General features: G+C 36.5%; 14 protein-coding genes. 6 read left to right on the forward strand and 8 right to left on the reverse strand.

Going from position 1 to position 13,254, the window contains the following annotated elements; translation table 11 throughout:
* Position 1: 1 nt before the first annotated feature.
* The gene (locus NMK93_RS07280; protein WP_185211676.1) at positions 2–220 is read left to right on the forward strand and encodes a hypothetical protein; all 219 of its coding nucleotides are present in this window, start codon (positions 2–4) and stop codon (positions 218–220) included.
* 110 nt (positions 221–330) lie between these two features.
* Here the strand turns inward: NMK93_RS07280 and NMK93_RS07285 are convergent, their stop codons facing one another.
* Positions 331–825 carry an RNA polymerase sigma factor gene (locus tag NMK93_RS07285; protein WP_185211677.1) on the reverse strand — a complete coding sequence of 165 codons (495 nt, stop codon included), beginning with the start codon at positions 823–825 and terminating at the stop codon, positions 331–333.
* 463 nt (positions 826–1,288) lie between these two features.
* On the opposite strand from NMK93_RS07285, the gene NMK93_RS07290 reads away from it, so the two are divergent.
* The 3 genes from NMK93_RS07290 to ligD are packed head-to-tail and all read left to right on the forward strand — an operon-like array spanning position 1,289 to position 5,556.
* A complete protein-coding gene (locus tag NMK93_RS07290) occupies positions 1,289–2,368 on the forward strand; it encodes an ATP-binding protein (protein WP_185211678.1) in 1,080 nt (359 codons plus the stop codon).
* A 2-nt stretch (positions 2,369–2,370) separates the two neighbouring features.
* Positions 2,371–3,030 (forward strand): response regulator transcription factor, encoded by a 660-nt coding sequence (locus NMK93_RS07295; RefSeq protein ID WP_185211679.1) that lies wholly within the window; start codon positions 2,371–2,373, stop codon positions 3,028–3,030.
* A gap of 42 nt (positions 3,031–3,072) precedes the next feature.
* On the forward strand, positions 3,073–5,556 hold the full coding sequence (ligD, locus tag NMK93_RS07300; RefSeq protein WP_254529138.1) for a DNA ligase D: 2,484 nt from the start codon (positions 3,073–3,075) through the stop codon (positions 5,554–5,556).
* On the opposite strand, the gene NMK93_RS07305 is transcribed toward ligD, so the two are convergent.
* The gene (locus tag NMK93_RS07305) at positions 5,553–6,305 is read right to left on the reverse strand and encodes a Ku protein (protein ID WP_254529140.1); all 753 of its coding nucleotides are present in this window, start codon (positions 6,303–6,305) and stop codon (positions 5,553–5,555) included. The genes ligD and NMK93_RS07305 overlap by 4 nt on opposite strands.
* Before the next feature lie 113 nt (positions 6,306–6,418).
* Between NMK93_RS07305 and NMK93_RS07310 the strand changes: the two genes are divergently transcribed.
* Positions 6,419–6,922 carry a CinA family protein gene (locus tag NMK93_RS07310; protein WP_254529142.1) on the forward strand — a complete coding sequence of 168 codons (504 nt, stop codon included), beginning with the start codon at positions 6,419–6,421 and terminating at the stop codon, positions 6,920–6,922.
* On the opposite strand, the gene NMK93_RS07315 is transcribed toward NMK93_RS07310, so the two are convergent.
* Complete coding sequence (locus tag NMK93_RS07315) at positions 6,915–7,811, reverse strand: SDR family oxidoreductase (protein WP_254529144.1); 897 nt, start codon at positions 7,809–7,811, stop codon at positions 6,915–6,917. The two genes, NMK93_RS07310 and NMK93_RS07315, sit on opposite strands and share 8 nt — an antisense overlap.
* Before the next feature lie 82 nt (positions 7,812–7,893).
* Between NMK93_RS07315 and NMK93_RS07320 the strand changes: the two genes are divergently transcribed.
* Positions 7,894–8,583: a DUF421 domain-containing protein gene (locus tag NMK93_RS07320; RefSeq protein ID WP_237235549.1), complete on the forward strand. Its 690-nt coding sequence runs from the start codon at positions 7,894–7,896 to the stop codon at positions 8,581–8,583.
* Here NMK93_RS07320 and NMK93_RS07325 read toward each other — a convergent pair whose 3' ends face one another.
* From NMK93_RS07325 to NMK93_RS07345, 5 genes are all read right to left on the reverse strand, one after another.
* On the reverse strand, positions 8,584–9,675 hold the full coding sequence (locus NMK93_RS07325) for a PAS domain-containing sensor histidine kinase (RefSeq protein ID WP_185211684.1): 1,092 nt from the start codon (positions 9,673–9,675) through the stop codon (positions 8,584–8,586).
* Positions 9,676–10,256: 581 nt separating this feature from the next.
* A complete protein-coding gene (locus NMK93_RS07330; protein WP_254529146.1) occupies positions 10,257–10,712 on the reverse strand; it encodes a PA2169 family four-helix-bundle protein in 456 nt (151 codons plus the stop codon).
* A 97-nt stretch (positions 10,713–10,809) separates the two neighbouring features.
* Positions 10,810–11,850 (reverse strand): DNA topoisomerase IB, encoded by a 1,041-nt coding sequence (locus tag NMK93_RS07335; protein WP_254529148.1) that lies wholly within the window; start codon positions 11,848–11,850, stop codon positions 10,810–10,812.
* Between the two features lie 30 nt (positions 11,851–11,880).
* On the reverse strand, positions 11,881–12,060 hold the full coding sequence (locus NMK93_RS07340) for a hypothetical protein (RefSeq protein WP_185211687.1): 180 nt from the start codon (positions 12,058–12,060) through the stop codon (positions 11,881–11,883).
* Between the two features lie 87 nt (positions 12,061–12,147).
* A complete protein-coding gene (locus NMK93_RS07345) occupies positions 12,148–13,245 on the reverse strand; it encodes a hypothetical protein (protein WP_254529150.1) in 1,098 nt (365 codons plus the stop codon).
* Between the last annotated feature and the right edge of the window lie 9 nt (positions 13,246–13,254).

Consider the following 13,254-nt stretch of genomic DNA (forward strand, 5'->3'; position numbering starts at 1 on the left):
CATGGAAAGTCTAAAATTTGAAATTGGAAAGGTTTCTCTGCATCAATTAAACAGTGTCAAGGACGCATTAAATGAAATAACAAATATCAACGATTGGCAGATTGCCCCTTATGTGGATGGATATTTGCTCTCTGTAAAGGGCATCAATATTGTAAGTTATTCCATATTAAAATCCATTACTGCACTGGGGATAAATGCAGAACAACTTTATGAAGAATAGGTTCTTCAGTACGAGCTTGAGTCAAGGGATTCCCTTGACTTTTTTCGTTTATTTGGATTGGGCTGTAGGTGTTTGATTGTTTGCTAGTGTTTCTTAGTTAAATGCTCTACCTAGTTATTAGTATACACATTTAGTTTTTTCCTTAAGATCCTCCGGATGGTATGTATCCTCGTTTTTATTGTTCCTTCTTTAATATCCATTGTCTCCGCGATTTCATAGTATTTAAATCCTTCTAGGTACATACTTATTATCTCATAATTTTCCGCTGATAAAGACTTGATTGACTTTTCGATATCGCCTAAAACAAACCTTGATTCAGCATTGTTTTTCGAACTTCGATTTTCCCCAGTATAGGTGAGTTCTTTTTCTGCGGTTCTGTATAAATTAAGGCGTCTATATTTATTCAAATAGATATTTTTCATGATCACGTACAACCAAGCAACTATTTTAGGGTGATTGATGAATTTTTCAATTGATTTCAGGGAGCGGATAAAAGTTTCTTGAACCAGCTCGTCCTTTTCGTTTTGATCTGTAGTGAAGTTATTTGCCAACCGATTTAAAATTGGTGAATTCTGCACAATCACATCATTAATTAGATTTTTCATGATTGAATGTTATATGTTATGTAACATTATAACGTATTGTTTATGAGCATGTTTTGCGCTGTTGGGTACATTATGACAAAACAGGTATTAAAATTTATTTCAGGTATTAATCTCTTGCTTGATCTGAAATTTTAAAACTTGAATTTATAGGATTGTACGGTTTCGAACTGTTAATTTCCACTCAACACGAAAGTTGAATGGATTTGGATTCTTTTGTTACACTTAAATTTGTAGCGAAATTGCGACAAATACCTGAAATCAGTTAAAAAGTACTGAATTGTCTTTAATTCAAGCATGCCCCAAGCTGATAGCGATTAATTTTAGTTAATTTTAATAGCTTAATTAGAAAGTTAACTAAGTATTGCCGATGAAATATAAAGTTGATTTAGAAAGATAGAGTTCTTAATAAATTAATGTAAATAAGTAAACTAATTAAAGTAAAAAAAGAAAAGGTTAATTAGTCATGCTAACTACAAGAAAAGATTCATTTCACAATTCTGTTAACAAAAAAAGATATACACTCCTGCAAGAAGATTGTAAAAGTGATTTTTTATGCTTTGATGTCTTCTTTAAGGAAGGGCCCTTTGCAATTCTTGTTTTAGACAAGAACTTTCATGTTATACGTGTTAATGGGCGATTTGATTACATATTTGGGTTAAAAGGAAAGGAGTTAATATCTAGAGATATTTTTGAGTTTTTGAACTCAGAAGATGCATATAGATTAAAGGGGATTTTTGAAAATAGAGACGAGTCCAGAAAACCATTGTTGGTCAATTTGCGATTTAAGAAAAACAAAAGTTCCTTCCTAAATATTGAAACCTTTATTAAAAAATATATCAATCAATTTCAGGATCCGCATTATTGCATGCTCCTTTTTGATAAGAAATTTTATCCCCACCATCATTGGGTGGAACTGAAAAAAGAAGTGTTTCAGGCCATTGTTGATACCCAAGAACAAGAAAGATATAGGATAGGAACCCAATTACATGATAGTGTCGCCCAAACCCTATATGCCATAAAATTAAACCTTCAGCACCTTGAAAAGGATAATGTCGGTAGTAAAAATGAAATGCAGAACATTAAACTGATGTTGAACGATGCTATTGCGCAAATACGGAATATCTCAATCGACTTGGTTCCTGCTGTTCTCCATGATTTTGGACTCAAGGCCGCAATCCAGTTTATGGTTAACCGAATTGATATGTCGGATTTCAAAATTACCACTGTCATTACCAAGAAAGTTGAAGAGTTAGAACAAGAAGTTAAGTTAGTAATCTACAGAATCGTCCAAGAACTATTGAATAATTGCCTGAAACATTCCAATGCAAATAAAGTCGCAGTAAAAGTAGGAATGAATGAAAACAAAATTCAAATTATGGTAAAGGACAATGGTGTGGGCTTTTCTGAGGAATTAGCAAATAACATGAAAAAAGGAATTGGTTTGAGAAGTATTAAAAATAGAATTGATTTATATCAAGGTGAAATAGAAATTTTGGAATTAAAAAAAGGAACCGCAGTGGACATAACTTTAAACGTATTTTAAAAATGGGCGATATTAAGATACTTTTAGCTGAAGATCATTTAGTGGTTAGAAATGGTATTAAGCTGCTTTTGAATTCCCAGACAAATTTTAATGTAGTGGCCGATGTCAGTAACGGCATGGACGCCCTGCAAACATTAAGTTCAGATGTGGAGGTCGATGTTGTCATTACGGATCTCGGCATGAACAATCTTGACGGTTTACAGCTTATCCAAGAAGTTACCGCAAAATACCCACATATTAAGGTCATAGTACTGACTATGCTGGACTGTGAACAGCATATGTTCAAGGCTTTTGAATATGGTGCAAAGGGCTATTTGGTTAAAAATGTGGGTTCGGACGAACTTATTTTCTGTATCAATCACGTGGCTCAGGGCGGGAAGTACCTATGTGAAGAGCTAGCTATTGGATTTATCAATTCAGGTATTGAAAAAAACAGGAACAAAGACCTCGAGTTTGATCCGGTAGCACTTGATCTGACATCCAGGGAATTGGAAGTGTTGGAACTCTTAGGTGAAGGCCTCACAAACCTAGAAATCTCTAAAAAATTGTTCTTATCTAAACGTACCGTTGAAGGACATAGGCAAAACCTAATTGATAAAACAAAATCTAAGAATACACCCGCACTGATTAAATATGCCGTTCTTAACGGCTTGATTCAATAATTTCTAAACTTTATCAAGGTTCGATTTGTTCTTCCATTGAATATGTCGAACCTTGATCAATATAATAAAAAACGTGATTTCACCAAGACAGCCGAACCCCAGGCAAAAAAGGAAAAAATCAAATCTGCAGGCCAGCATTTTGTCGTTCAGAGGCACCATGCCAGTAGGCTACATTATGACTTCAGACTAGAAATCGATGGCGCACTGAAGAGTTGGGCCGTGCCAAAAGGACCTTCCCTAAATCCTAAGGACAAACGATTGGCTGTTCAGGTCGAAGATCATCCATTAAGCTATGGCTCTTTTGAAGGCCATATTCCCAAGGGAAATTATGGCGCCGGTACAGTTAGTATCTTTGATGAAGGAACTTATGTCCCCTTGGAAGCAGCGTCGGATAAGGATTTCCTAAAGCAATGGAAAAATGGAAACATCAAGTTTACCTTGAAAGGGAAAATCCTGAAAGGTGATTTTGCTCTCGTCAGAATGAATGGAGCAGATTCCGACAATTGGCTTTTGATCAAACATAAAGATGAATTCTCTTCGGATAAACCCTTTGACGCGGAAAAGTTGGTCAGTGATTCCGTTAAGGCTGAAGGGAAAGACTTTAAGAAAAAATCAACCAAAGCTAATTCTGGAACTGTAAAAAAAAAGTCCCAAAGTATCGAGGATAAACAGCTGAAACCCATGCTCGCAAAATTAAGCCAATCCATTCCTGATTCCCACGACTGGCTATTTGAGAAGAAATTTGACGGTTTTCGCTCGCTTTATTATGCTTTGGACAGCATAAAGAAATTAATCTCAAGAAATGGAAATCTCCTGAACAAGAAATTCCCCAGTATTCTCAACGATCTCGAAAACCTAAGCAGACCTTGCGTCCTTGATGGTGAGATCGTGATTGAAAATAAACAGGGAATATCCCAATTTCAATACCTTCAGTCTGGAGAACCTATACAAAATAACCTTCAACTCTATTTTTATGTCTTTGATATCCTGTATCTGGATGATGTAGACCTGAAATCTTATGCTTTAACAGAAAGGAAAGAAATACTAAGGCTTCTGATTTCCAAATATAAATTCCAACATATTAAATTGGTTGAGGAAATAATCCCCGAACATCAAGACCTCTTAGCCTATGTTAGGGAGCAAAAATGGGAAGGGATTATTGCTAAGCTTAAGGATAGCACCTATGATATGGGCCAGAGGAGTGGGAAATGGCTTAAGATAAAAATACGAAATTCCCAGGAAGCCATTATCTGCGGATTCACTAAACCTGAAGGTTCTCGGTCTTATTTTGGTGCATTAGTTTTAGGGATCAAGTCTGGAGGTCAATTCAAATATATCGGCAATTGTGGTACTGGGTTTAATGAGGAACTGTTAAAATCGCTTTCTACTTTATTTAAGCCCTTACAGACCCAGACCAAACCCTTTTCAGAGGCTGAAAAAATAGCCAAAGAGAAAGATGTCACTTGGTTAAGGCCTCAATTGGTTTGCGATGTTTATTTTTCGGAATGGACCTTGGACGAACATCTGCGTCATCCGGTTTTCAAAGGTATCCGAGATGATAAGTCCGCCGAAGAAACTACCAAGGAAGAACATGCAAACGAAGTGTCAGGAAAGGAAACTAGGATCATGGATAAAGAACTTAAATTTGGAAAAAAAACGATCAAATTGACCAATCTAGATAAACTCTATTGGCCGACAGAAAAAATCAGCAAAGGAGATCTTTTAGATTATTATGAAAAGATGGGTGATTATATATTACCATATCTGAAGGATAAACCTATTTCCATGAATAGGTTCCCCAATGGAATCGATAAACAGAGCTTCTTCCAAAAAGACGTTGATCCTGATAAAATCCCTGCTTGGCTCAAGACGACCGAAGTATTTTCTGAAAGTACATCCAAAACCATTGACTATCTTTTATGCAATGATCTGCCAAGCTTACTCTATATCGTGAACCTCGGATCTATCGAAATAAATCCATGGCTTTCTACCTACAAAAAGCCTGAAAAACCGCAATATGCTGTTTTGGATTTAGATCCAAATGGCGCAGATTGGGCAGATACCATCGATGTAGCCCTAAGCTGCAAGGAAATTTTGGACAGAGGAAATATTCCTGGTTTTATAAAGACTTCTGGCTCCAGTGGATTACATATCTTTATGAATGTTGCAGGTAAGTATGACTACCAAGTCGTCAGGGATTTTGTCCAATTTATTGCTGAATTGGTCCATCAAATGCATCCTGAAACGACCAGCTTGGTTCGGGATCCTAAAAAAAGAAAAGGCTTAATCTATCTGGATTATCTCCAAAATAAAGAAGGACAGACTATAGTAGCACCTTATTCCGTTCGTCCCAAGCCTAATGCTACAGTCAGTACACCCGTTCTTTGGGAAGAAGTGAATTATGACCTTTCTATTCAAGACTTCCATATTTTTAATGTCTATGGTCGAGCCAGCAGCATTGAGGATCCCTGGAAAGACCTCAATGGCAGTAAAGTCGATATAAAAAAGGCCCTGTCTAAATTTTAAGCCAAACTGGCCTTTAATTTTTCCAATAGGTCGGTAGCTTTGGTATTTTCCACATTGATCTTTCGGATGGTAGCGCGTTTGCCTTTGCTCTTCTGATTGATGATTTTCATTAATTCTTTGGAATATTCATTTTTGAAAGCGGAGATATCAAATTCCTTACTATTCATTTTGATGAGCTGAAGAGCCATATCCATCTCCTGTTTAGAGATTTTACTGGAAGTTGTTTTTAACTCTTCCGTATCCCTAATTTCTTCCTCAAACCGGAGTTTGTTGAGTAAGAGAATGTTCTTGTATGGTTTAATGATCGCTAGGTTTTCTACACTTCGCATAACAAAGGTCCCTAAACCTGCCATTTTACTTTTTTCCAAAGCCTGTAATAATAATTGATAAGCTTTTTCCCCTGATTTTTGAGGCTCCAAATAGTATGGAGTGTCAAAATATATACTGTCGATTTCTTGCAGTTTGACGAAGGTTTGCAAATTGATCATTTTGTTCTTTTCGGGCATAGCTTCCTCAAAGTCGGCATCTTCCAAAACCACATATTTATCCTTCAATAAATACCCCTTTACGATATTGTCCCAACTTACTTCCTTACCCGTATCTTCATTCACCCTCTTGTATTTGATATTTGCGTGATCTTTGCGGTCTAACATATCTAAATCAAGACTGCTGCTTTGCGTGGCTGAAAAAATCTTGATAGGGATATTTACTAATCCAAACCCAATGGCTCCTGTCCAAATAGCTTTCATACGATGTTTTTATTTTAATAAACAATCTTTAGGAAATATAGTTCAGTGCTTCTCACTGAACGATTTTAAGCTTCGATTGTTCTCGATGAATAAAAAGGATTATTTATTGTTTTATGATGAAGATAAATGAAGAAAAATTAAACAGGATTGGAGAATACCTCCAATCAAAAAAATTAAAACTATCCTTGGCAGAAAGTATGCCTGCTGGCTTTTTTACTAGTATATGGAGTTTGCAGACCGAAGCTGGGGAATATCTTGAGGGTTCAGTTGTCTGTTTCAGTGAAAAAGTAAAAACCCATGTTTTAAAAGTCCCTAAAAATCTTCTTGAAACTTATTCGGCAGAATCCATGGAAGTAACTGAAGCCATGCTAAAGAGCATAATGGCTACCATACCTGCCGATATACACATAGCCATTACGGGCAAAGCCTATGATGTCAAGCAGACCCAAAAAAATCAGTGTGAGACTGGTGACGTCTTTCTTTCTATTTCCAATAAGGGTAAAATAATTTCTAAAAAATATCATTTTTCAGAAAGCAATGCAGCCGATGTATTTATTTGTGCATTCAATGCCTGTTTAGATTTATTGGAATTAGAGTTTGAACTAACAGCTAAATAGTAACCCTTCCACCGGTTGCTGGGATTGTAGCTCCTGAAATATAGGATGCCGCATCTGAAGCAAGGAAAACATATATGGGAGCAATCTCTTCGGGTTGTCCAGGTCTGCCCATAGGCGTATTGCTTCCAAATTTTTCATGGTCGGGAATCGTACTGGGAATCAATGGTGTCCAAATAGGACCTGGAGCAACGGCATTTACCCGAATGCCTGTGTTTTCCTCAAGGAATTTCTGCGCCAAGCTAGAGGTGAAGTTTTGTATGGCGGCCTTACTGGCTGCATAAGGCAACAAGGTTGGGTTAGGATCATAGGCATTCACCGAGGTCGTATTGATAATACTTCCGCCAGCAGGGATATACTTTTTTGCATATTTTACCAAATAAAACATCGCACTTAAATTTACTTCAAATGTTTTGTTCCATTCTTCCGCAGTGATATCTTCAATATCCTTATAGGTCATCTGATAGGCCGCATTGTTTATAAGGACATCTATTTTTTTAAATTCCGTGATACATTGCTCAATGAGTTTTTTACAATTGAGTTCTTCACTTAGATCAGCCTTAAATAGAATGACCTTCGAACCAGCTTGTTTAACCCATTCGGCAGTATCATAGGCATCTTCGTTCTCTATTTCATCCTTATAGGCAATGACTATATCAGCGCCTTCCCTGGCCATGGCGATGGCGATTGCCTTGCCAATACCCGAATCACCGCCAGTAATGATCACAACTTTCCCTTCCATTAATCCATGCCCAACATAGCTGTTCTCGCCATGATCGGGTAAAGGATCCATTAATTTCGTTTCCCCAGGAGGGGATTGTGGCTGTTTCTTAAATGGAGGTGCTGGATATTTTGTCTCTGGATTATTCGTTTCTTGTACTTTCTTCTTCATAGCTTCTTCTGATTTTTTGTTGTTATGTTCCGTGAATAGAACAATTCTACCCGATATTCGTTCTGCTAAAAAACAATTCATCATGATGCAAGAAAACAGCTTATACAAGATTTTATTTGATGGAGCAAGTTCCGAATTGTTGGTCGAGATTGTTTTGAGGACTTTGATCATGTTCCTGCTGATTTTGATTATCCTTCGTATTTCTGGAAGAAGAGGGGTGAGGCAATTGACATTATTTGAAGTGGCTATTATCTTAGGCTTAGGTTCTGCAGCAGGTGACCCTATGTTTCAGGATGACCTCCCGATATTACACGCTATCCTGGTTTTTCTAACCGTTATTTTGCTTTACAAAGGGATTACCTGGTTGACAGCAAAGTTCAGTTTTGTGAACAAAATCATGGAAGGTGATCCCTTTGTCGTGGTAAGGGATGGCGAATTTGCCGTCAATGAAGAAAATATAAGCAGCTTCTCAAAAATGGAATTCTTCGCAGAGCTGAGGAATGAATCCATCGAACATCTAGGTCAAGTCCGAACAGCAGTTTTAGAAACAGATGGCAGCATGAGTATTATCCGCTTCAGTAATGAAAATATTAAGTTTGGTCTTCCACTTTTTCCAGACGATTATATTGAGATTGAACCGCTCCAGCCCGAAGAAGGTCCATTTGCCTGTATGTACTGTGGCAAGGTGATGGCAGTAGTAGGTCAAAATTTAACTTGCCCGGTATGCCAAAAAAAACGCTGGACAAAAGCTATCAATACTTTGACCCCTTAATCAATTATCGGGAAAATAGAGTTTGACCGCTGTTCCTTGATTGATTTCACTGCTTACTTCTATTTTTCCCTGAAGCTTTTCCATCATCCGCTTTACGATGAACAAACCTATTCCGTTACCGTGGAAATTACCTGCATTCGAAGCTCTATGCATATTGGAAAATATTTCGCCCATTTCAGCTGTTGGTATTCCAATCCCATTATCCCTGATATAATAATAAATCCCATTTTCATCCCTTTCGCTATCAATACTCAACATAGGTTGATCTTTTTGAGAGGAATATTTGATGGCATTATTAATAAGGTTAGAAAAAACCTGATTTAAGGAGTTTGGCTCAGCATTAATGGGATGTAATTCTCCCAAATCTATTTTCAGTTCTGTTACCTGGTGAATAAATTTGGCCTCATTGATCCAATGGTTAACCTTCTCCGAAATATGAACTACCTTTTTGCCAATTTTATATGTTCTTGCCTCGCTCAAAAGAGAGGTTTTGTCGATGATCTGTGTCAAGCTGCAAAGGGCATCTTCAATCACATATAACCAGTCCTTGAAATCATTGTTTTGATCCAAATGCTTTTTACGGATATTTTCTATAGCAATCCTTGCAATGGAAATTGGGTTTTTGGCATCATGCACTAAGGTATTGGTAATCAATTCCAATTCATTATTATAATTTAAATGCTGAACATGGGATTCAATGGTTTTGAGTGCAACATTTTTCTCTGTTACATCGATAGAAGTATGTAATATAGCATAGGTCTTATTGTTCTCATCCGTTAAGGCCTTATATTCAAAATCAAAAAAACGTTTGATTGGAATTCCGTCCTTCAGGATTTCAGCCTCTTTATCTGTTGCGGTATAACTCTTTCCGCTATGCCATACATTTTCCAATATTGCTGAAAATCCACTTTCTTTGAAGGAAGGAAAAACTTCACTGAATAGTTTACCGCTAATATCCCGCTTGGCGCACCACATTTCTAACATAGCCTCATTGACAAAAGCAATACGTAAATCAGGACTATCGTATATAGCAGTCGCTAACGGAGAATAATTAAGGATTTCGTTTAAAAATTTGTAATCTTCAGGTAGCATAGAATTATTACGTATACGATTGCAAAACAATAAATTTATTGAATTTTAGGTTACTCACAAGGCAACAAGGAAGAAGGGATTCTATCTCAAATTCCGGTTAACCGTAAAATGCTGGATAGATTTTAAACCTATTTTTAAAATATTTCCTCAAGGAAAAACCCTCAAGCGGAGAGCAGGAGGGTTTTAGGAAAATGAAGGTTTTATAAATAAACGATTACTGTAATAATATCAAATCAAACTGTAGATTATGAAATCTGTTAAAAATCAGTGTTTTATAAACGGATGAAATTTCTGAAATTAATTTTTGTTTCGCCGTTTTGAACGGATGCCATATACGGCATATCCCAATACTAAAACACAGATAAGGATCAAAAAAATAGTTAGTAAACTCGAATCCATTGTTTTTTCCTTTCAATTAAAATACAACTTAAATTATTTCTGAACGTCAAAAGCCCTAAAAAACCGTATTTTACTCTGTAAAAACCGTATTAATTTTCTATTTATTCGTAGAAAATAAATACAGGCAAAAGAATTGAGGTTTCTTCTGCCTGTCAATATGGAAATGGGTGTTTGAGTACTTATTAAAAATCTCTTAACTCTTTGATGTGTTGATGAGCTTCCAATTGAGTAGCAAGTTGTTGCTGCAGAATCCCTGTCAAGTCTTGATAGTCATCTAAACTATCGCTTAAAATTTCCTTATAGGTTTCTTTGAATTCATCCTCACCTTTCTCGCAACTCTCCAAGATAGCCTGAGATATGGAAGGTGAAATGGCAGATTTGATATCCATCCAAATCCTGAAAATTTTACCGGTAAAATTACTGTCCTCTGTCGGCTCTTGCCCAAACTGCTCTAAGCAAGGGCTTAACTCAATGATAAATTGACGTGATTGCTCAATGTATTGCTGAAACAAAACCTGTAACTCCCGTAGATTCGCATCGCCTGCAATTTCTATTGCTTTCTTGTACCCTTTAATACGGTCATTGTTTATTTCAACTGCTCGATTCACTAAGTCTATTTTCTTTTCGTTATTTTCCATGGCTATATATTTTAAATATTGAACCATTTAACGTATTTCATAGTTTTAACTTTTTCATATTCAGGTATTTGTCCCTGAATTGATGTGTAAATACTGCCTATGTTTTTGATGTAATAATTTTTAATAATCTATCTTGGATTCTTTTAGCCCTTGACCCTGTGGGCATGCTTTTATTTTTTCTTATCCAGTTACTTAAACTTCCATCTTCATACAGACAGATTATTTCTGGCAGGATGTAATGCTTTAACGCTATGCCTTTACTGTTCCCCAATTCTTTGGCTACCACTTTGACAGTTTCTTGAACCTGATTATGGCGCTGTTTTGGGTCTTCGGAATATTCGCTGTTTAAAAATATTTCTAGGCATAGATAACAGGCATTCCAAGTCCTAAATGTTTTGCAGGTAATGTGCTGTTGATAAACATGATATAGATATGCATTTAAATGTCCAGAATCCAATTGCTGGATTTTATGGTTACTGTCTTCAAATTGAAATAATTGCTGTCCAGGTATTGCTTTTACCTTTTTCAATAAACTGGCTAAGTTTTTTGCAGTTATTTTTTTTTCTTGAGCAACACCCTTCTTACCTATATATTTAAAACAGATCTTATTTTTATCGATGGATAGATGTCGATTTTTCAATGTAGTCAATCCAAAGGATCCGTTCTCTTTCTCATAAAATTGATTGCCAGCTCGCATGGAGGTTAGATCCATGATCTGTAGAGCCAAAGCTGTTACTTTTTGAAGGTCAATTTCTTTGCGCTTTAAATCTTTCCTGATCTGTTTTTTTAATTTACCGAGACCTCGAGCGAAGGGTAGGAGCATGGCAAATTTATCTTCCTTTCGCAGAGCTTTCCATTTGGGATGATAGATATATTGTTTTCTGCCTTTTATATCGTAGCCTGTGGCCTGTAAATGACCAGTTTTAGAGGGACAGATCCAAACTTTCTTCCAATTCGGAGGTATGACCAAGGATTTGATCCTAGTAAGGGTTTTATCGTCGGAAATAGGTTTTTTATTTTGGTCAACAAAGGAAAACCCTTTACCCTTTTTAATTCTTGAAAAGCCGGTAATATTACTGTCAACATACTTAAGACCTTTAATCTTATCGATTGAACTATGGGTAAAGGATTTTTCCATTTTTTAATTAATGATTCCGGAGGACATTAATCATTTCTCCCTTTTTTCATTAGATTGTTTTCCAGAATTATCTGTTGTTTCTGCTTGTGAATTACCATTTGACTTAGTACTTTCTTTTGACGGATCGGCTTTAATGTTAGTACTTCTGGAATCCAATGAGTTTTTGTTATGGGGATGTTTATCTACTGCTGTATTTCCTTGTTTTTTCATGTTTTCCTCCATGTTCGATGTTAATTAAATAACACCTGAAAATACAATATGTTTATGTTTTAAATACTTGTTTTCCGAGGAAAATACCTACTGAAAATGAATGTAATTTATTGTGTCTAAATAAGATAGCCAAAAAGATAGATTGCTTTCTGCTCCTTGATTTTTATTGACCCCATATTCTTCCAATCCATCGAAACATGCCATGTTTTGATAATCAAATAATACTTCTCCAGTCATATTGATACCTAAAAACCATGAAAATGCCTGAAGGACCCTTTCTGGACAATTAATGCCTGTCTCATGATGGATCAGTTCATCATAAAGCATGATCGTACTGGAGACTTCTATAGGCTGTTGACCATAATCGCTAAGAGAACCATCCTTTTTCAGCCAGTCCGTGTTGCCGATACTTGCAAAATATCCTTTTTGAAAGACGGCTTGGTCCAAGTAGCAGCTGCTGTGCAAGGCAACTTTCTCAAGCTCCTTGTTCCTGAAAAAGCGCGATGCCCTTAATAAACTCAACGGAAGAATGGCATTGTCGTAGGAAATCACTTCCTCAAACCAATTCCAATTCTCATCCTGAGCAGCATGATACTCATTCATTAAAAATTGACATGAACTTTGGAGCTGTTTTTGGATTTTCACATCTTCAGGAAATTTTTCAAGGTAATGTATAAGACCTAAGATCTGGTATGCAACGGCCCTGACTGATTCGCAGTTTTCCATATGCGGATAGGCACGATCAAATATTTCCTTGGCAATAGCATGGAAGTTGGCTATTTCCTCTCTAGAAAGTAGATAGCCTAAGGCCCATATGGTTCTCCCAAAACTGTCCTCAGAACCTATCCGCTCCAAAAAAGCATGGTCAAAGGACATAAAGTTCCTAAAGGTACCATCGGATTTTTGGGCATAATGGATAAATGATAAATAAATACTGATATACTTATTTCTGTACTTGGGTTCTAAATGATTAAATGCTTTACAAAATAATAACAGGGCCCTGCAATTATCATCCAAACAATAGCCGTGATGATAATCTGGGATATTGAATTTTGCATGCTGAATGATTCCAGTAGGTTTTGTCAAAATTTCAATGTAGGAAAAATCCACCCTTGGTACCCTCTCGAAGAAACCCTTCAAAGTTTTCGTCATACTTGTTCTTTCCACATGATTTTTCTCCATCATGAAGTAGCG

The sequence above is a fragment of the Sphingobacterium sp. LZ7M1 genome, from assembly GCF_024296865.1.
Taxonomy (GTDB): domain Bacteria; phylum Bacteroidota; class Bacteroidia; order Sphingobacteriales; family Sphingobacteriaceae; genus Sphingobacterium.